Annotated in this window: 26 protein-coding genes; 22 read left to right on the forward strand and 4 right to left on the reverse strand. The window is 34.5% G+C overall.

Annotation, left to right across the window (positions count from 1 at the left end; genetic code table 11):
* Window positions 1-27 precede the first annotated feature (27 nt).
* Both V7138_RS05995 and V7138_RS06000 read right to left on the reverse strand, forming a co-directional pair.
* The gene (locus V7138_RS05995; protein WP_335394955.1) at window positions 28-384 is read right to left on the reverse strand and encodes a DUF2512 family protein; all 357 of its coding nucleotides are present in this window, start codon (window positions 382-384) and stop codon (window positions 28-30) included.
* Window positions 385-445: 61 nt separating this feature from the next.
* The gene (locus V7138_RS06000) at window positions 446-790 is read right to left on the reverse strand and encodes a YqzG/YhdC family protein (RefSeq protein WP_335394956.1); all 345 of its coding nucleotides are present in this window, start codon (window positions 788-790) and stop codon (window positions 446-448) included.
* A 101-nt stretch (window positions 791-891) separates the two neighbouring features.
* On the opposite strand from V7138_RS06000, the gene V7138_RS06005 reads away from it, so the two are divergent.
* Together V7138_RS06005 and V7138_RS06010 are read left to right on the forward strand one after the other, a co-directional pair.
* Complete coding sequence (locus V7138_RS06005) at window positions 892-1,509, forward strand: hypothetical protein (RefSeq protein WP_335394957.1); 618 nt, start codon at window positions 892-894, stop codon at window positions 1,507-1,509.
* Between the two features lie 99 nt (window positions 1,510-1,608).
* Window positions 1,609-2,205: a hypothetical protein gene (locus V7138_RS06010; protein ID WP_335394959.1), complete on the forward strand. Its 597-nt coding sequence runs from the start codon at window positions 1,609-1,611 to the stop codon at window positions 2,203-2,205.
* A 30-nt stretch (window positions 2,206-2,235) separates the two neighbouring features.
* On the opposite strand, the gene V7138_RS06015 is transcribed toward V7138_RS06010, so the two are convergent.
* Both V7138_RS06015 and V7138_RS06020 read right to left on the reverse strand, forming a co-directional pair.
* Window positions 2,236-2,364, reverse strand: a complete 129-nt coding sequence (locus tag V7138_RS06015; protein ID WP_335394960.1) for an anti-repressor SinI family protein — start codon at window positions 2,362-2,364, stop codon at window positions 2,236-2,238.
* Complete coding sequence (locus V7138_RS06020; RefSeq protein ID WP_335394962.1) at window positions 2,345-2,743, reverse strand: helix-turn-helix domain-containing protein; 399 nt, start codon at window positions 2,741-2,743, stop codon at window positions 2,345-2,347. Before V7138_RS06020 ends, V7138_RS06015 begins: the two co-directional genes overlap by 20 nt.
* A 309-nt stretch (window positions 2,744-3,052) precedes the next feature.
* Here V7138_RS06020 and V7138_RS06025 point away from each other — a divergent pair, with 309 nt between their 5' ends.
* From V7138_RS06025 to V7138_RS06120, 20 genes are all read left to right on the forward strand, one after another.
* Window positions 3,053-3,253 (forward strand): hypothetical protein, encoded by a 201-nt coding sequence (locus tag V7138_RS06025; RefSeq protein WP_335394965.1) that lies wholly within the window; start codon window positions 3,053-3,055, stop codon window positions 3,251-3,253.
* Window positions 3,254-3,862: 609 nt separating this feature from the next.
* Entirely contained in the window at window positions 3,863-4,321 is a 459-nt protein-coding gene (locus tag V7138_RS06030; protein WP_335394968.1) for a hypothetical protein, read from the forward strand.
* Entirely contained in the window at window positions 4,305-4,871 is a 567-nt protein-coding gene (sipW, locus tag V7138_RS06035; RefSeq protein ID WP_335394970.1) for a signal peptidase I SipW, read from the forward strand. The genes V7138_RS06030 and sipW overlap by 17 nt, the downstream gene beginning before the upstream one ends.
* Before the next feature lie 85 nt (window positions 4,872-4,956).
* Complete coding sequence (locus tag V7138_RS06040; RefSeq protein WP_335394972.1) at window positions 4,957-5,517, forward strand: TasA family protein; 561 nt, start codon at window positions 4,957-4,959, stop codon at window positions 5,515-5,517.
* 67 nt (window positions 5,518-5,584) lie between these two features.
* Window positions 5,585-6,439, forward strand: a complete 855-nt coding sequence (locus tag V7138_RS06045; RefSeq protein WP_335394974.1) for a TasA family protein — start codon at window positions 5,585-5,587, stop codon at window positions 6,437-6,439.
* A gap of 46 nt (window positions 6,440-6,485) precedes the next feature.
* Entirely contained in the window at window positions 6,486-7,736 is a 1,251-nt protein-coding gene (locus V7138_RS06050; protein ID WP_335394976.1) for a choice-of-anchor L domain-containing protein, read from the forward strand.
* Between the two features lie 63 nt (window positions 7,737-7,799).
* Window positions 7,800-8,411, forward strand: coding sequence for a TasA family protein (locus tag V7138_RS06055; RefSeq protein ID WP_335394978.1), 612 nt, complete (start codon window positions 7,800-7,802; stop codon window positions 8,409-8,411).
* Between the two features lie 193 nt (window positions 8,412-8,604).
* The gene (locus V7138_RS06060; RefSeq protein WP_335394981.1) at window positions 8,605-8,955 is read left to right on the forward strand and encodes a helix-turn-helix domain-containing protein; all 351 of its coding nucleotides are present in this window, start codon (window positions 8,605-8,607) and stop codon (window positions 8,953-8,955) included.
* Window positions 8,956-9,133: 178 nt separating this feature from the next.
* Window positions 9,134-9,877 (forward strand): YveK family protein, encoded by a 744-nt coding sequence (locus V7138_RS06065; protein ID WP_335394983.1) that lies wholly within the window; start codon window positions 9,134-9,136, stop codon window positions 9,875-9,877.
* Window positions 9,867-10,535 carry a CpsD/CapB family tyrosine-protein kinase gene (locus V7138_RS06070; RefSeq protein ID WP_335394985.1) on the forward strand — a complete coding sequence of 223 codons (669 nt, stop codon included), beginning with the start codon at window positions 9,867-9,869 and terminating at the stop codon, window positions 10,533-10,535. Before V7138_RS06065 ends, V7138_RS06070 begins: the two co-directional genes overlap by 11 nt.
* A 247-nt stretch (window positions 10,536-10,782) precedes the next feature.
* On the forward strand, window positions 10,783-10,935 hold the full coding sequence (locus V7138_RS06075) for a hypothetical protein (protein WP_335394987.1): 153 nt from the start codon (window positions 10,783-10,785) through the stop codon (window positions 10,933-10,935).
* 24 nt (window positions 10,936-10,959) lie between these two features.
* The gene (locus tag V7138_RS06080) at window positions 10,960-12,789 is read left to right on the forward strand and encodes a polysaccharide biosynthesis protein (RefSeq protein ID WP_335394990.1); all 1,830 of its coding nucleotides are present in this window, start codon (window positions 10,960-10,962) and stop codon (window positions 12,787-12,789) included.
* Between the two features lie 13 nt (window positions 12,790-12,802).
* Complete coding sequence (galU, locus tag V7138_RS06085) at window positions 12,803-13,681, forward strand: UTP--glucose-1-phosphate uridylyltransferase GalU (protein WP_335394993.1); 879 nt, start codon at window positions 12,803-12,805, stop codon at window positions 13,679-13,681.
* Between the two features lie 28 nt (window positions 13,682-13,709).
* Window positions 13,710-14,786, forward strand: a complete 1,077-nt coding sequence (locus V7138_RS06090; protein ID WP_335394996.1) for an EpsG family protein — start codon at window positions 13,710-13,712, stop codon at window positions 14,784-14,786.
* Window positions 14,787-14,915: 129 nt separating this feature from the next.
* Complete coding sequence (locus tag V7138_RS06095) at window positions 14,916-15,074, forward strand: hypothetical protein (protein ID WP_335394999.1); 159 nt, start codon at window positions 14,916-14,918, stop codon at window positions 15,072-15,074.
* Complete coding sequence (locus V7138_RS06100; protein WP_335395001.1) at window positions 15,074-15,682, forward strand: sugar transferase; 609 nt, start codon at window positions 15,074-15,076, stop codon at window positions 15,680-15,682. Before V7138_RS06095 ends, V7138_RS06100 begins: the two co-directional genes overlap by 1 nt.
* Window positions 15,682-16,326 (forward strand): acetyltransferase, encoded by a 645-nt coding sequence (locus V7138_RS06105; protein ID WP_335395004.1) that lies wholly within the window; start codon window positions 15,682-15,684, stop codon window positions 16,324-16,326. Before V7138_RS06100 ends, V7138_RS06105 begins: the two co-directional genes overlap by 1 nt.
* Window positions 16,327-16,379: 53 nt before the next feature.
* Window positions 16,380-17,495, forward strand: a complete 1,116-nt coding sequence (locus V7138_RS06110; RefSeq protein ID WP_335395094.1) for a DegT/DnrJ/EryC1/StrS family aminotransferase — start codon at window positions 16,380-16,382, stop codon at window positions 17,493-17,495.
* A gap of 5 nt (window positions 17,496-17,500) precedes the next feature.
* On the forward strand, window positions 17,501-18,613 hold the full coding sequence (locus V7138_RS06115; RefSeq protein WP_335395007.1) for a glycosyltransferase family 1 protein: 1,113 nt from the start codon (window positions 17,501-17,503) through the stop codon (window positions 18,611-18,613).
* A 13-nt stretch (window positions 18,614-18,626) separates the two neighbouring features.
* Entirely contained in the window at window positions 18,627-19,808 is a 1,182-nt protein-coding gene (locus V7138_RS06120) for a glycosyltransferase (protein ID WP_335395010.1), read from the forward strand.
* Window positions 19,809-19,850 lie beyond the last annotated feature (42 nt).

Raw genomic sequence — 19,850 nt, forward strand, 5'->3', positions numbered from 1 at the left:
CTGCCAGTTTTGTACCTATCATATCAATCATGCGGTTGATTTTTCAGCTCTTCCTGACCTTACCAACCAGCGGTGGACAGGGATTTCAACTAATGTAATAACAAGCGCAGTTAGGATTGCTCCCCAAAGAGTCACTCTTGCACCATCTAAAAATTGTGAAACTAAATATACCAGGATTGCCGCAGCAATGAAATCTGCAATATCCGTCATAACAGTTGAATTTCTTCTAAGCATCATAACTTCCATTAAGTGACCAACTATGGCCAATACGACTCCGACCACGATTGGCTGATACCATGAAACATAATCTACACTATCAAAAATACCTGAACAAATTGCAACAACTAAAGGTAATAAAATAATCTTCATAATGAATCCAGTCATTGCATTACCACCTCCTTTATGTGATATTTTTTACATAAAACAAAGAGAATATGTAAATATACTAGCGATCTGTTTCTACAACTGTAATATTTTTTACTCTTTCTGTTTCGGGTTCGAAGGTGATATTCACAATAACACCAAATTCACGATTATTTTGTTTTAACCAAAGCTTGAAACGTTCAACATACATATCATTTTTCTTGTATCTACCAACATGTAAATAATCTAAAATTTGGGCGGATGGATATCGTTTCCCGGTTTCTTCCATCGCGAGCCTACCCCATTTTGCATATTCAGGTACCGGTTTTTTAGTTTCAGCTGTTGTAATTGGAAAATCATTCAAGAAAATTATAGTTGGGGAAAGAAACAAACTTAAACAGAATCCAATCAATACTTTCCGTAGCACGACAAACACCTCTCTTTTCAATTAGATTTCCCAATCATCCGGTAAATTTATGCAGAAAGAATGGTAAAGTGTGGTATTATGAAAAAAAAGGGGGAGTGTTGATGATAAGAGCGTTAAAAAGCTTTATTTACGTTCTTGTTTTACTCGCATTGTTTGCATGTAGTACAGATAATGCGGGACAAAAAGATGGTGTGCTTACTCCAGTCAAACAAAATGAAAGAAATTCACAAATTATTAATTCGCTTGGTTTTGATCCGCTATTAATGTATGAACTCGAAGTAAAAAGCAATGATATAAAAATAATTCATGTGTGGGTTGAGCATTACAAGGATGGAGAAAAACAAGATGATCTTATAAAAGGTTCAACTGCTACCAGTGAAACAATGACGTTGGCATATTCAAAACTTGATTTTAATTTAGATGAAAATACTACCTATGCACAATGGACTATCTCGGTTGCTGATGGGACGACATTATCTACATTTGAGTCAACACCAACAGAACTAAAGGACAATTTAGGAATGGGTCAAACCTGGGTTGATGATAAAACAATTATCGAAGCGGAAAAACCAATAACCCTTTCTTTAAGTGTAAGAAATAGTAGAAATGGTGTTGGAATTGGACTAGGTGATGATGTAATAGAGAATGCAATAAAAGATAGCGAAGAAGTCTTTGTTGTAAAAGCAATGATAAGTAAACAGGAAGAATTTTTTGATTGAAGCGATCCGTTTTGGGTCGCTTTTTTGATTGCTGTATGAATTGTCCTCCAAGCGCACATATTATCACTATGTGAATTGTTGTAAATGGGAGGAAACATCATGCGGAAACAATTATATTTTATGATTATCTTATTATGTACAACCTTGCTTGTTAGTTGTAAGGGTGATGACAAAGCTAAAGAGAAAAAAGACGAAGCAGAAACAAAAATTCAACAAGTTGAAGATCGGGTGATGGATCTTGGATCACTCGGATTCACAACAGATGATCTCGTGAAGAATTGGAATGAAGCCCAAGCAGAAATGAAGGACTCCGACAAAATTGACCAATTAAATGTAAGAAATGGAGAATTCAAACACGATATCAATAATGGAATGATACTCGAAGGCATCGTAAATGAAACAACCAATGAGGTAGTTCGATTATCAATTGTGAAGAAAGACATGGAATCAGACAACCTCAACACAACCCTAGACAAATATGAGGACACGATTGCAGCTTTCTTCTTGTTGGTCGCAGTAACAAACACGGAAGAGGCGGTCAAAGAAGAGGATATTGGGGCAGTCACATATAAATTAGGTCTCCTCCGAGACAAGGATAAGAAAATTAATGGAACCGCCACATTGAACAATATTACCTATAAGGCAGAAGAAAATGAGCGGGGATTGGTGTTGTCTGCGGTGGAGAAGAGGGACTAAGCGACCAAGTTGAGGTCGCTTTCCTTTTGATTATGACTGTACTTTTCCCTGCAAGAAAGCTTGTACCTCATCTATGGTAAGTCCTAGCTTTTTTGCTTCAAACAACAGCTTTATCCACTCAGAATCTAAATTTATTGTATTATTCTTCTCCAGTATCATGTTTTCCCCCAATTTTAGTCGAACTCTTCATACTGTCCTCTTGCTGATTTTGCCAGTTTCGGAATTGTACAAAGTTTTGAAATTCACGAAAATCCTCTTTACTTAATCCTTCATCAATTGCTATTTGTAACAGTGCAGTCCACTCTTTATCCAACATATCATCGGAGTAATATGTACTTTTTTCTTCCTTACCTAATAAATATTCCACGCTTGTATCTAGTGTCCCAGCAATTTTTGTTATGAACTGTAGAGAAGGATTTTTTTGAACATCACGCTCTATGTAGCTTAAATAAGATTTTGAAACCCCAGCACGTTTTGCGAGCTCAGTAATTGAAAATCGTTTCTTCCTCCTTAATATCCTAATTCTCTCACCAATCATCTACCCTTCTCCTCATTATTTAAGATTTCTAAACATGTTCATTATAAGGAACAAAAAACACTTTATAAAGTTGTGAATTAGTATGTAAAACAAAGATAAATAAAGAAAACAGATGATAATTGTTCTTTATTAAGAAAAAACGGCTGATTTTGAGATTTTATAAAGTTAGTACTAATGGGCTATACTTTGAGAAATATTCTTTTTAAAGAACGGTTAAAACCAATATATCCTTAAATCTATAATAGCTTTTTAAAAAGAGATTGTAGTTCTTAACCAAGAATTCATAAGTTAAAAGGAAGTGATAATTTCATGTACAAGAAAATGTGTGATAGATGCTGCAGGCCATCATATAGTGCAAGTAAATTTGGAAAGTGGACATGTCCTGTATGTCAAAAAGATCTTTCAAACCTAAAAGTAATGGAAGCGGAAGAAATTGCATCTACAGGCTATGTTATCGCTAATAACAATCTCAAGGAAATTATAAATCCCCAAATTGAAAAATACATATAGAAATAATTCCTCATTTAATCAAAATTTTAACTAAACATACAAATGGCAATCCAAAGGATGAAAATTCGACTTTGGATTGCCTTTTTTATTTGTTTTATTGTCGAAAAGATGGACAAAGACCAATTTATTTTCTTGGAATTTAAAATGATGAATACCAATAAACTACCAATGTCGGGGTTCTTATATAAGAACAAAACATTCTAAATAAAGAAAAACAAGGAGGGAAGAAAAATAAGGTATTCCCGTAAAAGAAGGTTTGGTGCAAAGTTCAAAAAGAAGTTTTTCCTGGTAAAAATAGTCATTATTATTTATTGTTTTTATGGAATAATTGCAGGTTTAACGACTGATACGACATCTTATTTTTCTAACAGTAAAATATCTCAGGTATCCTTTGCTACTGGGACATGGGAACCTGTAAACAATATTTGGGATCACACTTCGCTGAGATTTCTAGAAGGAGATAAAAAAAATCCTAATCAAAAAGATTTTTACGGTTTTAGTTGCGAAAGGGGTCTTTACTCTGATATTCAAAATTACAGTGAAAACAAAATGCAGGATATCTCCACCTTCTATATATACTATCATCCAACTAAAGAGCCAAATTCCAATTTGAAGGATAAAGAAGAGTTAACCAAGGATGTGATTCCAGTATTGGCCCCTAACGAAACTAAAAGATTGGCATTTTTGGAGAAGGATAAGTTAAGACCTGGGAAATACAAGTTTATGGGGTTACAGAGAATAGGTCATCCTTATCCTGAAAAACAACAAGGAAAAGACAATAATGTTACAGAGGATGGCAGATTGAAGTTCTGGGGTGGGACTATAACAATTACTGAGATGGACCTTAAACAATGTAATCAGACTATACCTTCACCAAATAATGTTGAACCCGTTGAAGAGCCTGTTGAAACAGCTACTGAAACAGAGCAAAACGAACATGTTAATGAAGAAAAAAATGAATCAACGCAAACTTCCAATAATAACGTGGAATCAGTAGTGAAAGAAGAATCCTCTCCACCTATTGATACCAATCCTGCGGAAGGAGAAGACGATGAAGAAACCAAATAAGCTATTAAAATATGTAAGTGCAGGTACCACTGGAGTCTTAGCCCTTCTTATGCTCACATTGCTGTATTCAGTCATAGTTCCAAGAATAATAGGTGGGGAACCAAATATTATTGGATACCAACTTAAAACTGTGTTATCAGGTTCAATGGAACCAGAAATAAAAACGGGATCAATCATTGCGATCAAACCGATAACCCAAAAGACTGTCTTTCAAGAGAATGACGTAATTACATTTATCTCACCAGATGATCACTCCATTTTAATCACTCATAGAATTATAGCGGTAAAAGGGGAAGGCACCCACTTTTTAACAAAAGGTGATAACAATGATAATCCCGATAGCCAACCAGTTTTAGCTCAAAATATTGTGGGAAAGTATGAGGGCTTTACCATTCCTTATGTTGGTTATCTAGTAAATTTCGGTAAGTCAAAATTAGGTAGTATTTTGTTCCTTATTATTCCAGGCATTATCATATTAGGATACTCAATAGTAACCCTATGGAAAGCTATTTCTTCACTTGAAGATAAGAAAAAAGAAGAAACAGCATAAGTCAACTGGGTTGTTTCCTTCTAACATCTAGAAGGTTCAATAATATAACATCATCCCCTTAAATGGGCTGAAGGAGGAAATGGTTGTGAGTGTAAAAAAGAAAATTGGTTTTGGTATTGCATCATTGGCATTAGGAGCAGCATTAATAGGTGGAGGTACGTATGCTTATTTTAATGATGTTGAGACTTCAAGTGGCAATACATTTGCGACAGGTACAATTGAACTTGAACCAAATGCAATCTCAACAAATAAAATTGATTGGTCGAACAAAAAACCAGGAGATACTTTTAGCTATACCTTCCCTCTACAAAATACTGGCACATTAAATGCAAATTTATTCATTGATATCATTAACTATAATTCGAATGGTAATGGTGACAACACAGATTTAGGTGAAGTACTACATATCACGGAATTAAGTGTCGGTGGAACGAATTACCTTAACCAATTTGATGCAAATACGGATGGTACAGTTACATTAAAAGAATTTGCTGATGGAGCCAAATTACAATTTGGTGAAATTAACTCAGGAGAAACAAAGAATATGACTGTTTCCGGCTTGTTTTTTGAATCGGGAAGCCCGCAGAATGAATACCAAGGAGATTCTTTGACATTAGATGTAGAGTTTGAATTAAGACAACAATAGTCTCAAAAAAACTATGAAACTATCAAATAGTAGTAATCTACTGCATTACTTGAGAGGAGACTTTTAGATGAAAATGAAGAAGAAATTACTTGGTTTTACGTTAGGTGCAACCGTTCTAGCTGGAACAATAATAGGTGGAACATTCGCTTATTTCAATAGCACAGAGACCTCAACTGGAAATAACTTTTCCTCAGGAACTCTATCGTTACAAAGTATGAGAAATGATTTACCAACAAATGGACCTATGTTTTATACAGAATCAGGACCTGATGGTGTCAGTGGAACGGGTCTTTGGAAACCAGGGGATGCACATACAAGAGGCCTTTTTATAGAAAATACAGGAACCCTTGATGCACTCCTAAAAACAGTATCAGCTTCACCAGAGGCAACAGTAGGTACAGATGCTTTTAATGATGCAATGAAATTTGCTGAGCAATCCATTGCAACAATTTCAATTTTAGAGCCTGTGAATGGTGAAGGAACCTTCGATAGCACTACCTATGCTGAAATGCTGAACGAAGTAAACGAGTGGTTTAACCTACAATTTGATTATTATTGGTATTTAGAAGCTTCAAAAGAGGGTGACCTTGATCCGTTTGAGGGAATAACTTTAGCCGCTGAAATTATTGATAACATTGAGCAACAAGCTCAAAACAAAGTGTTTACAGTTTCTGTAACGGATATGTTTGGCAATACTTCAACAATTGAAGGGAAAATTGCAGACATCATCAATGAACAAAGCTTAAAGGATTTAGTAACTAATGGTGTAAACGTATCAAGCGAAAATTTAACTGTAACAACAGGAGAGCAAATGTATTTTGCTTACACAATTAAGTTTTTAGATTTAGACCCTGAGGTAAACAATCCACTTCAAGGTAAAGAGATTAATTTTGGCTTTTCATCAGAGTTCATAGCAAAGTAACTAGAACTCTTTGATTAGTAATACTTTAGAAGTAGGAGGAAAGGTAATGAGTCAAAGACAACAGGGTATGGCATCAGGATTAGGAAAAAAAGCAAGTAAGATTTTACTTGCTCTTTCCCTAGGTCTATTGATTCCTTTGCAAACCTCTTTTGCAGAGGATGTAACAGACCGGAAAGGGGAGACCAAAACATTTCAAAGCAAAAGTAAAATAGGTATTATGAGTTCTGGACTTCAAGTCCAAGATATGGGTTCGTTAACTCCAGAAGACCTAGTTAGAAAGATTGTTGGCAATGATGTCTCTATTAGTAATGTGAAAGTCAGTGGTGTAAGCTGGTCATCTGGTATTTTCACTGGTGGTGATGGCATTATTGGATTTAATGATGGAATTGTTTTAAGCTCGGGGAGTATACAAAACGCTATTGGACCAAATACATCATCAAGTATATCTGAGAGTAACGGATTAGGCGGAGACGGAGATTTGAATACTCTTGTCAGTGGAACACGTGATGCAACCTATTTAGAATTTGATTTTGTACCAAGATCAGATGTGATTAAGTTTCAATATGTTTTTTCATCAGATGAGTATAATGAATACGCTGGATCAAGCTTTAATGACGTATTTGGATTCTTTGTCAATGGCCAAAACGTAGCAATATTGCCAGGAACATCAACTCCTGTATCCATTAATAACGTTAATCATTATTTGAATACCCAATATTTTGTTGATAACACCTCAGGAGCATTAAATACAGAAATGGATGGTTTAACGACTGTTCTACCAATTGAGGCTCATGTGAATAAAAATCAAGTAAACCATATTAAATTAGCAATTGCAGATGTTGGTGATTCTGCCTATGATTCAAATGTTTTTATTAAAGCAGGAAGTTTTACTGATAATCCAAATGAAGTCTTCGGGGAAGGAAGTTTAGTAAGCAATGAAGGCGAGCGTCGTAGTTTTGGATTCTTAGTAAATGAAATTGATGAAGAAGTATGGAACGTGAATTTACGATATACAGGACTAAGTAAAACAGGTGCGTTAATGATTAATATAGATCAAAAAACTGCCGAGAACGTTTCATTCCTAAACAATGGTTCGGGGATTGAGTTTGATGTTGTGGGTTCCATTACAAAGGTAACTTATCCACTAAAAACGGTAAGTAGTAAACTTCATGTAAAGATCATCGATAACGGTCAAACGGGAGATATTTTCGAGCTTACCATTCTTGATGGCCCATATGAGGGATATACAACAGGCGAGGCACAACTTGCTACAGGCCAAATAGGTGTAACCTATTAATCAGTAGAAATGGGAAAGGAGTTAGTACTCCTTTCCTTTTTTAAAACGATATGGAGGAATCCAATGAGACAAAAAATAAAAGCGGGATTTATCATTTATTTTTTAATTGTTTTTTTCATCATTAACTCACAGATTCCATTAATGGTTGAAAGTGCTTCTCAGCCACATGACAAAATTGATCTATCGACGAACCCGGATAAGATTTTTAATTTATCCAATTTAAAACCAGGTGAACAGTTTGATTCAACCATTACCTTACAAAACAAAGGGGACCTTGATTTTTATTATAATGTTGCAGCTCAACTAGAGGAAGGTTCAGAAAGGCTATTTAAAAAACTAGAGTTAACAATTTCAATTGAAGACAAAGAGTTATACAGAGGTAGTTTAGGAGATTATAGAGGGATTGATAAAAGGCAGCTTAAAAAAGCGACAAATGAACGATTAACTTTTACCGTTTCATTACCTTTTGGTTCAGGAAATGAATATCAGGGAATAAAGTCAACTGTTAAGTTTATATTTGAGGCAAAAGAAGTAGTGATTTCACCGACTGATGATTTCTCACTTCCAATTACTTCAACAAACTACTTCAATTTCCTTTTAATCGGATCAATATTATTAGCCTGTGGAGTTACCGTTATGTATCATTCATGTAGACAAAATTTGAAACTAAGTTAGCCCACATATTCATATGTGGTTTTTTGTGGTTCTTAATAATGAAAAAATGGAATGCGGGATTTTATTAATCATATATATTAAATATTTAATAAAATCCTATTGTTCAAAAAGTCAAATCGTGATATAGTTCGAATATGTACTTTATTAAGAACACTAAAGTACACATACAAATGTGAGGGGATTTATAGTATCTATGGGAAAAAAGCATATCGGCGATCAAATTAAGACGTTGAGACTCCAACATGGTAAGACCTTAAAGGAATTAGGAGAAGAGATCGACTTTAATTACAGTAATCTTTCCAAAATTGAAAGAGGTTTACGTAAGCCAACCGTCGAATTCCTGAAAAAGCTTACAAACTATTATAAAGTGGATATTTCTTATTTTTTTGATGTTGATAATGAGAATCCAAGTAATAGGGTTTCGATGGATTTGGATTGGTTTATGTTATCACAAGAGATGAAAAGTAAAAATGTTACTTTTGAAGAATTAAAAGCAATGGCAGACACGATAGCAAAAATTAAGAGCTATAATTCTCTAAAATGAAAAAGTAGTTCGTATTTACCAAAAATAGGTTGACTTGTTCTTTTTGAAGAACTAAAATATAGGATATAATATCGGTTTTCCAAATTGAACAATTGATATAGTAAGATCTATTTTTTTAGATAATTCGTTCTTTATGAAGAACCACTAACCTCTGGAATAAAACAAAGCAGGTGATGAAGTGAAACAAAACTTTCAAGTGCCAAATCATTATGGTATGGAACCAGTAACAGATAAAGAAATAGATCTAAGGAACATTTTTCTAATTCTTATGAGACGTTGGTGGGTCATCGTTATTTTTACGATTCTAACAACAGCAGCGGGTTATTATTATGCAGAAAAAAACGATACTCCCGTATACCAATATACTACCAGGCTAATGATTCATGCTAGTCAGGAACAAATACAAACATTATTAGTCGTGTTAAAGGATCCGCCAATCTTGGAAGAGGTAATTGAAAAACTTGGCTTGAATCAGTCCCCGGATAGTTTGGCAAACCAAATATCTGCTAGCGTTGTTGGAAGCTCCCAAAGGGTAAACATTAATGTAATCGATATTGACTCAGAAAGGGCTGTTGCAATAGCAAATGCTACAGCAGCTGTCTTTCAAGAAAAAGGACCAAAAGAAACTAATTATGATATTCAGATTAGTATATTGGAACAATCGACTGTGCGACCTCAACAAATAAACGGAGATAACTCCACCATAAAGATGGCAGCGATAATTGGAGGAATCATTGGCGGGATAGGAATCGTATTATTACTTAACTCATTGGATAACTCATTACTGACCGTTCAGGACGTAAACAAAGCATTAGGGGTACCCGTATTAGGAAGTGTATCTAAAATAAACAAGAAGAATACACAAAGAAAAAAGTTAAAAAAGCAAGTCGTCAGTATAAGGGGTGAAACAATTGATTCATAGTCTGTTTAAACAACATAGTAAGATAATCAAGCAAAGCGGGATAACCACTCACTCTTATCCAGATTCCATTATTTCTGAACAATTTAGGACCATTCGTACAAATTTACAATTTATAAATGGTGTGAATAAAAATCAAATTATTTTAGTCACATCTCCTGGTCATTCAGAAGGAAAATCAACAATCGTTGCAAATTTAGCCATCTCCGTTGCTCAAAATAAGGATAGAGTTTTACTTATTGATACAAATTTGAAAAAACCTGCTCTCCATTCTATTTTTAATGTAGAGAACACGGCTGGTTTAACAGATGTTTTAAGAGGAAAATTAAGTTTGGAAGAAACAGTGATGCATACCGATATTGGAAGATTAGATGTGTTAACAAGTGGTTCTCTTCCAGCTATCTCTTCAGATTTAATTGGATCAATGGCCATGTTTGATTTATTACAAAAAGCCTCAAAAAAATATAATATTATTTTAATTGATTCACCGCCTTTTCTAGAGTTATCTGACACTCAGATACTCGCTAGTGTATGTGATGGAGTAATTTTAGTTGTAAAGAGTGGTAAAACAGATGCGAAAAAGGCAATTGAAACGAAGAGACAATTAGATTTGGCAAGGGCCAAGATTATAGGTGTTGTTATCAATGAAAAACTATTTTAGGGGCCTTTTTTTATAGTATTTTGTTCTTTATTAAGAAATAACTGTTCTTTTAATCTGATTTTTGGTGATGTCTCCTTACCATTATCAATGGAGGCACTCGGTCATGCTGTGGGTTAACAGCCTTAGACGCAAGTCGTCGAAAGTGTGGTGTGAGGGCGGGTTAGATGCCCATTTTAATTAATATCTTACCTATGTGTTTTTGTTAAAAGTATATAGGTAAGATATTAATTTAAAAGGAGTGTACAGATTGCAGGAAATGAATCATTATCCAAAATCAATTAAGAAAGCAATTAGATATATAAAACAAGAAGCAAAAAAGGAACAATTAGCGGAAATCAAACTGATTTTAGAAAATGCAATTAAAAGACGTGAATATATGCTTGATAAAACAAAGGATTAAAGTGGCAAGAGAGGAGGAGAAAAATTGACATATCGACAGAGAATTTCATTGTTTATTTTTATTGATTCAATCATCGTACTATCGTGTATCTTTCTTAGCCACTATTTAGTAGATGCTAGGTTTTCAGTTTTTACATTGTTAACTGTTTTCATTTACATCTCATTTTTAATCAGTCACCATTTATTCGCGCACTTATTTAAGCTTTATAAAAAAGCATGGGAATATGCTAGTATTGGTGAACTCGTCATCATTGCAAAGTCTGTTACGGCCACAGTGATATTAGCAGCCATTATGCAATTTATTATGAACCATGAGATCTATATTCGCTTTCTTGCTATCACCTGGCTGCTCCTCATATTATCCATTGGAGGAACAAGATTTTGCTGGAGGATCTATCGTGACACGTATATCAAAAAAAACCACCATCGGAAACGAACACTCATCATTGGAGCGGGTGCTGCAGGCACAATGGTTGTGAGACAAATCAAAAATAACAACGAATCTGAGCTCATTCCAATTGGATTTATTGATGATAATTTGAAGAAACAAAATCTTGATATATTGGGTATTCCAGTGTTAGGTGGGATTGAAAGTATCGAGGAAGTAGTAAGAGAAAAGAACATTGTTAATATCATCATTGCAATTCCTTCTTTAAGTAAAAGAGAACTTAATAAAATTTTCCAGGAATGTGCAAAAACAAAAGCTAAAACACAAATCCTTCCAATGCTTGAAGACTTAATTACCGGTAAGGTAGCGGTGAATCAATTCCGAGATGTGCAGGTGGAAGATCTACTAGGCAGGCATCCTGTTGAGCTTGATACAGAGAGTATTTCAGACTATGTCACAGATAAGGTAGTTCTAGTAACTGGAGCAGGCGGTTCAATAGGTTCAGAGATTTGTAGACAGGTAGCAAAGTTCAATCCAAAACATCTTATTTTACTTGGACACGGTGAAAATAGTATTTATTCAATCGAGCTTGAATTAAATGAAACCTACCAAGGTTCAAAAATAAATATAAAAACTGAGATTGCGGATGTTCAGGATAAACAAAAAATGATGGACGTAATGAGTACATATCAACCTGACGTTGTTTATCATGCAGCAGCTCATAAGCATGTTCCTTTAATGGAACGGAATCCGGAAGAAGCCATTAAAAACAACATCATTGGAACAAAGAATGTGGCTGAAGCAGCTGACTGGTGTGGTGTTCATACATTTGTAATGGTTTCAACTGATAAGGCAGTAAACCCAACAAGTGTGATGGGAGCAACAAAAAAATTAGCTGAAATGATTGTTCAAAATATGGGAAAAACAAGTAAAACGAAATTCGTTGCGGTTCGTTTTGGAAATGTGTTAGGAAGCCGCGGGAGCGTCATTCCCCTTTTTAAAAGACAAATTGCAAAAGGTGGACCAGTTACGGTTACCCATCCAGATATGGTTCGATATTTCATGACCATTCCTGAGGCATCTAGATTAGTTATTCAGGCAGGTGCTTTGGCACAAGGTGGCGAAATCTTTGTTCTTGATATGGGGGATCCTGTCAAGATTGTTGATTTAGCGAAAAATTTAATTAAGCTATCGGGATATTCTGTGGACGAAATCGGCATCGAATTTTCAGGAATGAGACCTGGTGAGAAGCTTTTTGAAGAATTACTAAAGGCCGATGAAGTACATGAAACGCAGGTTTATCCAAATATATATGTTGGAAAAACAGCAGAGCTTTATATTGAAGAAATTGAAAAAGTAATTTCAACCTATAGCAGTTTAACAAAGCAAGAGATTCGGGAGCAGCTTGTTAGCTTGGCAAATAGAGCACCACTTCCTCAAAAACGATTAATGTCCATTCCAGGTTAAAGGAGAGTAAAAAATGAAGGTAAGAAAAGCAATTATACCAGCTGCTGGATTAGGAACGAGATTTCTTCCAGCAACAAAAGCAATGCCAAAAGAAATGCTGCCTATTGTTGATAAACCGACTATCCAATACATCATTGAAGAAGCCGTCGAGTCGGGGATTGAAGATATCATTATCGTAACAGGAAAAGGAAAACGCGCAATTGAAGATCATTTTGATCATTCATTCGAACTCGAACAAAACCTTATCGATAAAGGGAAGTTTGAGTTGTTAGATGAGGTTCAAAAGGCTTCAAAGCTTGTGGATATTCACTATATCCGTCAAAAGGAACCAAAAGGGTTAGGTCATGCTATATGGTGTGCTCGTAAGTTTATCGGGAACGAGCCATTTGCAGTTTTACTTGGTGATGACATTGTGTCAGCACAAAAACCATGCTTGAAACAGATGATTGAGCAATATGAGCGATACAATGCATCGATTCTAGGTGTTCAAACTGTTCCGGAAAAAGAGGTTCATCGTTATGGAATTGTGGATGGAAACCAACATGGCGAACGCTTTTACAGCGTAAATCATCTTGTTGAAAAACCAAAACAAGAAGATGCACCTTCAAATCTAGCAATCATGGGCCGGTACATTCTAAATCCGCGAATCTTTGAAATCCTTGAGAATCAGCTTCCAGGAGCGGGTGGAGAGATTCAATTGACGGATGCAATTGCTGGATTGAATCAATATGAAGCTGTTTATGCCTATGACTTTGAAGGAACTCGATACGATGTTGGGGAGAAGATGGGGTTTATCCAAACAACTATAGAATTCGCTCTCAAAAGGGACGATTTAAGGAAACAATTGTTGAATTACTTATCAGCTAAGCTGGATAAAGAACTTATAAAATGATTTTCATAATGTCGAAAGGACTAATAGTATGACTGTCCTCTGGATCAATCTTTTTCTTGTGTTTTTATTAGCATTTTTTTCTAGATATTTTGCAACCAATGCTGTGTTTAACAGTTCGGGAACATTGATTAAAAGAGAACCAAATAAGGCATTAGCTCTGCTTTCAATAGTACCTTTTATCTTAGTTTCCGGACTGCGGAAGAATATTGGAGATACCCCTTTCTACATGCATGCCTACAATATAAATGAATTTACTTGGGAGCATATTAAATCGACAGATGATATTGGATTCGGTATTCTTCAAATGATTTTAAAAAAGTATTCAGGTGATCCACAAATACTAATCATAACAACTGCTATTGTAACAAACCTACTTATTATTTTTGTTTTTTACAAGTACTCAAAATTAGTTGAATTAAGTATCTATGTGTATATCACTGGAGGCTTATTCTTAGTCACGATGAATGGAATTAGGCAATGTTTAGCAGCTGCAATTATATTTTCTGCTACAAAATTTTTAATAGAGGGTAATAAGGTTAAATATATATTACTTGTCGTTTTTGCTTCGTTATTCCACCAGAGTGCACTTATATTAATTCCTGTTTACTTCTTAGTTAGATATAAACCATGGACGAAGTCAACATTGGTCCTTTTATTCTCTGCTGCCATAATAGTATTGGGATTTAACTATTTTTCAACGATATTATTTTCTGTTATTGAAGATAGTCAATATGGTGTATACAGTAATTTTAATGAAGGGGGAGCAAACGTTATTAGAGTAATCGTGTATGCTGTTCCTTTAGTAATTGCTTTTTTAGGAAGAGAAAAATTAAGGAGAATATTTCCTGAAAGTGATGTATTTGTGAATATGGCATTAGTTGGACTATCTTTTTTGATTATTTCAACGGCGAACTGGATTTTTGCTAGGTTTAATATTTATTTTGAGCTGTATCAATTGGTCTTAGTGTCTTGGATCATACATGCATTTAAAGAGAAAGACCAAAAGCTTGTTTACTATGCAATACTTGTTTGTTATTTTGCTTATTATTTTTATGAAAGTGTTATTAATCTAAATATTAAATACTTAAGTGATTACTTAGGATAAAGCGATTCCATTTTAGGATAAAAACCAGAGTTTTAGTAAAAGGTAGGTACTGGAAAATGGTTGATGGTACTTACTTTATAGGTGATGACTCTTTGGTTGAGAATAAACATTCGTAGGAGAAGGTTGAAGATGGAGATTTCTGAACGATTGAATCAACAAAGAATGAAAGAAATACTATTGAACATCTATATAAAAGGTACGGAAGCAGAAAGCATTCAAGTGGAAGAGTTAATCGAGGAAATTGTAGTACAAATTTTAGACGATGAAATTAGTTTGAGGAGAAAATAATGAAGAGAGCATTTGATTTTACGCTTTCGTTTATTTTATTCATATGTCTTTTACCCATTTTCATCGTTATTGCAGCCTTAGTTAAATTAAAGCTTGGCTCACCAATTATTTTTAAACAAGAACGCCCTGGGTTGAATGGTAAACTCTTTTTTTTATATAAGTTTCGAACAATGACAGATGAAAAAGATAAGTATGGTCAGGTACTACCAGATGCTTTGAGGCTGACACCTTTTGGAAGATTTTTGCGAAAATATAGTTTAGATGAGTTTCCGCAATTATTGAACGTGTTAAAAGGAGATTTGAGTTTAGTTGGCCCAAGGCCTTTACTTGTTGAATACTTACCCCTTTATACAAGAGAACAAGCACTAAGGCATAAGGTTAGACCAGGAATTACAGGCTGGGCACAAGTAAATGGGAGAAATACGCTTTCTTGGGAAGAAAAATTCAAATTAGATGTTTGGTATGTTAGAAACCAATCAATCTACTTAGATATCAAAATTCTATTTTTAACGGTTTATAAAGTGTTAATTTCGGATGGAATCAATCAACCTGGGAATACAACAATGGAAAGTTTTAAAGGATCCAAGTCAGTTGGAGGGGGTCATTAATGAAAGTTGTTATTATTGGTCATGGCGGGCATAGTAAGGTGGTTACTGATATCATCCAGGCAACTCAAGGACTTCACATCATTGCATATCTTGATAACAAATATGAAAAAACTCAGCTCATAAATCATGTCACCTATGCTCCTCAAAGCGCTGTTAATGATTTGAAGGAGGAATACGGAGATATTAAGTTTGTTATCGCTATTGGAGATAACAGAGTAAGAAAAATGATTGTAGAAATGCTTAAGTTGACAGAAAGAGAGTTTATCACCGTTATTCATCCTACTTCAAGTGTAAGCCCAAGCGCAAAGATTGGGAATGGTACTGTTGTCATGCCCAATACAATTATCAATGCAGATTCAATAATTGGGAATCATTGTATTATTAATTCAGGATCTATTGTAGAACATGACAGTTTAGTAGATGATTTTGTACATCTATGTCCTAACAGTACTATTGCAGGTACGGTAATGGTAGGGGAGGGCTCCATGGTTGGAAGTGGGGCTACCATCATCCCAAATAAGAAGATTGGCGAATGGACAACGATTGGTGCTGGAGCAACAGTAATTAATGATCTTTCTTCAAATTGTGTAGCTGTGGGAACACCTGCGAAATCAAAATTGAAAAGTCAAATAAATGTGGGGTGAAATCAGTGAGTCAAGGAACCTTTAAAAATAGGATTTATTTATCCTCCCCTCATATGAGTGGGAAGGAAATTGCATACATAAAGGAAGCATTTGAAACCAATTGGATTGCTCCTCTTGGACCAAATGTAGATGCTTTTGAGAAAGAAATTGCTCAATATGTAGGAGCCAGTGAAGCGGTAGCCGTCAGTTCTGGAACGGCAGCGATTCATCTGGCTCTTTCTTTATTAGGAGTACAAAGTGGGGATAAAGTGTTTTGCTCAAGCCTTACATTCATAGCAAGTGCAAATCCTATCAACTATCAAGGGGCTGAACCTGTATTTATCGATTCAGAACCTGAGACTTGGAATATGTCTCCCAATGCTCTACAAAGAGCTTTTGATGATGCGGTCTTAGAAGGCATTCTTCCGAAAGCGGTTATTGTTGTTAATCTATATGGTCAGAGCGCAAAAATGGATGAAATTTTAGCGATATGTAATCAATATCATGTCCCAATTATCGAAGATGCGGCAGAATCTTTGGGTGCTTTATATAAAGGGAAAGCAAGTGGGACCTTCGGAAAATTTGGTATCTTCTCCTTTAATGGAAATAAGATAATCACTACATCAAGTGGAGGAATATTGATTTCAGATGATGTTGAAGCATTAAAGAAAGCAAGATTTCTTGCTACACAAGCAAGAGATAATGCTCCACATTACCAGCATAGTCAAATCGGATTTAATTACCGACTAAGTAACATTTTAGCAAGTATAGGAAGAGCTCAACTAGAGGTGTTGGACGATCGAATTGCAGCAAGAAGGGCGATTTTTGAACGTTATTTTGAAGAGTTTTCAACTCTTCCAGGTTTTACATTTATGCCTGAATTGCATGACACCTTTTCTAATCGTTGGCTAACAGCATTAACAATAAATGAGGAAGACGCAGGAGTTTCGGTATCAGAAATATTAGCAGCTTTAAGTGAAGAAAACATTGAAGCGAGACCAGTATGGAAGCCTCTTCACCTTCAGCCTGTTTTTAGTGGAAGAAAATATTATTCTCATAGTGGAGAAGAAGATGTTTCGAAGCATCTTTTTGTGAATGGGATTTGTCTTCCTTCTGGTTCGAATATGACGGAACAAGATCAAAAAAGAGTAATAGAATCTATTAATAGTATCCTAAGGATAAAGGTTTGAATCAAATGAATAAACCTAAAAGAATTCTCCATATTGTAGGAGCGATGAATAGGGCAGGTACTGAAACAATGCTGATGAATATCTATAGGAATATTAACCATGAAAAGGTACAGTTTGATTTTATTTCTTACTCTCATATAGATGCTCACTACGATAACGAAATTAAAAGCCTGGGCGGAAGAGTGATAAAGTTATCAAACACACAATCAATAAAGGAGCTTGTAAGTGTAATAAAGAAATATGGACCATATGAAGCTGTTCATTCACATACACTATTTCATTGTGGGGTAGCTAATTTAGCAGCAAAATTGGCTGGAATAAAAATAAGGGTAGCCCATGCACATACTACACTTTACAAAAGTGATTCAGTGCTTAGAAAAATATATATAAATGGTATGAGAAATATAATTTTGAGCACTTCTACACATTTGTTAGCATGTAGTAACGAAGCGGGGAAATATCTTTTTGGAAAAAATGCTATAAAAAAATCGAAATATAATTTCTTTCCTAATATAATTGACTATTCAATTTTTTTGAAAGTAGATAATGATCAAATAAATCGATTTAAAAATGAGGCTTTTTTAGAAGATGGGATTGTAATTGGTCATATTGGGAGATTTATAGAATCAAAAAACCACAAGTTTATATTAGAGATTCTGAAAAGTCTTCTAAATAGAGATCCAAATATTACTCTACTGTTAGTTGGAGATGGGGATTTAAGAAAAGAAATTGAAGAAAGAGCAAAGAATGAAAATATTTATAACAATTTAAGATTTGTTGGGAATCGAAATGACATTTCTACAATGTTACATTGTATGGATGTTTTTGTATTCCCTTCAATATATGAGGGACTAGGTCTGGTACTTTTAGAAGCGCAGGCAAGTGGTCTTCATTGTATCGTTTCTGAAGCAATTCAACAAGAAGCTGATTTAGACGTTGGTTTATTTACTAGACTAAAACTTAATGATGGTGCTGAGGTTTGGGCAAATAAAATAATTGAACTAGCCAGACAAAAAGATAAAGAAACAAAAACAGAAAAATTAGTTGATAGTTTTAAGAAAAAGGGATACGAAATAACAAAGGGAATATCTAATTTAATGGATATATATCAGGTATAAATTGGAGGGGAATATGAAGAACGTATTAATTTCTTCATTTGATATGGAAGTTGGTGGGGTAGAAAGAAGTCTTATCAGTATGCTGAATAACTTTGATTATAAGAGTTTCAAAGTAGATCTTATGCTATACAGTCATACAGGTGAATTTATGAATCTCCTACCAGGTTCCACAAATTTGTTAGTTGAAGTAAAAGCTTACAAAACATTTAGAATGTCAATTGGTCAGATTTTTAAAAAAGGAAATTTGCCCATAGGAATAATAAGACTTTTTTCTAAGTATAAAGCTAGTTTAGATCATTCAAATGAAACTGGATATAAACAGATGCAATACATGTGGAAATACGCATTACCAATATTACCAAAAATGGATAAGGAATATGATGTGGCAATTAGTTATTTATGGCCACATTATTTTATTGCAGAAAAAGTGAATGCAAAAAAGAAGATTGCTTGGATTCATACTGATTTCTCTCTTGTAAATACAGACCAAAGAATGGATATTGAAATGTGGCTGAAATTTGATTATATAATCGCGGTTTCAAGTGAATGTAAAAACTCCTTTATAAAAAAATATCCAACCTTAAAACAAAAAGTAATGGTTATAGAAAATATAACTTCACCAGAAGTTGTAGCAAAATTAGCCCAGGAAAAAATTTACAACCCAATGGAAACAGATAAACGATTCAAGATTGTTTCTGTAGCTAGATTTTCACATGCAAAGGGCATTGACAACGCTGTCAAAGCATTAAAGATACTAAAGGATATGGGATATGGAGATATCGCTTGGTATGTAGTGGGATATGGTGGAGATGAACATATAATTAAACGTCTAATCTCAAAATCCAAGCTTGAGAATTCATTTATTTTATTAGGTAAAAAGACAAATCCCTATCCCTTCATAAAAGCTGCCGATTTATATGTTCAACCATCTAGATATGAGGGAAAGGCTGTTACAGTAACTGAGGCTAAAATATTAGGAAAACCAATATTAATTACAAATTATCCAACCGCTTCTAGCCAATTAGAGCCCGGTATTGAAGGAGTAATTTGTGATCTAAGTGTTCAAGGTTTAGTAAAAGGGATAGAGAATTTATATCACGACCAAGAACTTAAAGAATCTTTGGTTAGTAATATTAACAAAAGAGACTACAGCAATAGTTATGAATTGGATAAGTTGTATAAAATCATAAGTTAGTTTTAAAAAAAGTAGAAAAATGTCGGACGAATGTACTTTAAA

Origin of the sequence: Bacillus sp. JJ1533 (assembly GCF_036965045.1) — a bacterium.
Lineage (GTDB): Bacteria > Bacillota > Bacilli > Bacillales > Bacillaceae_L > Ferdinandcohnia.

Bases quoted from the DNA above. Each gene is read 5' to 3' on its own strand.
- V7138_RS06015 (WP_335394960.1), bottom strand. From the start codon at position 2,364: ATGATACTGGAGAAGAATAATACAATAAATTTAGATTCTGAGTGGATA.
- V7138_RS06025 (WP_335394965.1), top strand. From the start codon at position 3,053: ATGTACAAGAAAATGTGTGATAGATGCTGCAGGCCATCATATAGTGCA.
- V7138_RS06105 (WP_335395004.1), top strand. From the start codon at position 15,682: ATGAAAGTTGTTATTATTGGTCATGGCGGGCATAGTAAGGTGGTTACT.
- V7138_RS06045 (WP_335394974.1), top strand. From the start codon at position 5,585: ATGAAAATGAAGAAGAAATTACTTGGTTTTACGTTAGGTGCAACCGTT.
- sipW (WP_335394970.1), top strand. From the start codon at position 4,305: ATGAAGAAACCAAATAAGCTATTAAAATATGTAAGTGCAGGTACCACT.
- V7138_RS06005 (WP_335394957.1), top strand. From the start codon at position 892: ATGATAAGAGCGTTAAAAAGCTTTATTTACGTTCTTGTTTTACTCGCA.
- V7138_RS06020 (WP_335394962.1), bottom strand. From the start codon at position 2,743: ATGATTGGTGAGAGAATTAGGATATTAAGGAGGAAGAAACGATTTTCA.
- V7138_RS06055 (WP_335394978.1), top strand. From the start codon at position 7,800: ATGAGACAAAAAATAAAAGCGGGATTTATCATTTATTTTTTAATTGTT.
- V7138_RS06115 (WP_335395007.1), top strand. From the start codon at position 17,501: ATGAATAAACCTAAAAGAATTCTCCATATTGTAGGAGCGATGAATAGG.
- V7138_RS06100 (WP_335395001.1), top strand. From the start codon at position 15,074: ATGAAGAGAGCATTTGATTTTACGCTTTCGTTTATTTTATTCATATGT.
- V7138_RS06050 (WP_335394976.1), top strand. From the start codon at position 6,486: ATGAGTCAAAGACAACAGGGTATGGCATCAGGATTAGGAAAAAAAGCA.
- V7138_RS05995 (WP_335394955.1), bottom strand. From the start codon at position 384: ATGACTGGATTCATTATGAAGATTATTTTATTACCTTTAGTTGTTGCA.
- V7138_RS06095 (WP_335394999.1), top strand. From the start codon at position 14,916: ATGGAGATTTCTGAACGATTGAATCAACAAAGAATGAAAGAAATACTA.
- V7138_RS06120 (WP_335395010.1), top strand. From the start codon at position 18,627: ATGAAGAACGTATTAATTTCTTCATTTGATATGGAAGTTGGTGGGGTA.
- V7138_RS06010 (WP_335394959.1), top strand. From the start codon at position 1,609: ATGCGGAAACAATTATATTTTATGATTATCTTATTATGTACAACCTTG.
- V7138_RS06060 (WP_335394981.1), top strand. From the start codon at position 8,605: ATGGGAAAAAAGCATATCGGCGATCAAATTAAGACGTTGAGACTCCAA.
- V7138_RS06110 (WP_335395094.1), top strand. From the start codon at position 16,380: ATGAGTGGGAAGGAAATTGCATACATAAAGGAAGCATTTGAAACCAAT.
- galU (WP_335394993.1), top strand. From the start codon at position 12,803: ATGAAGGTAAGAAAAGCAATTATACCAGCTGCTGGATTAGGAACGAGA.
- V7138_RS06090 (WP_335394996.1), top strand. From the start codon at position 13,710: ATGACTGTCCTCTGGATCAATCTTTTTCTTGTGTTTTTATTAGCATTT.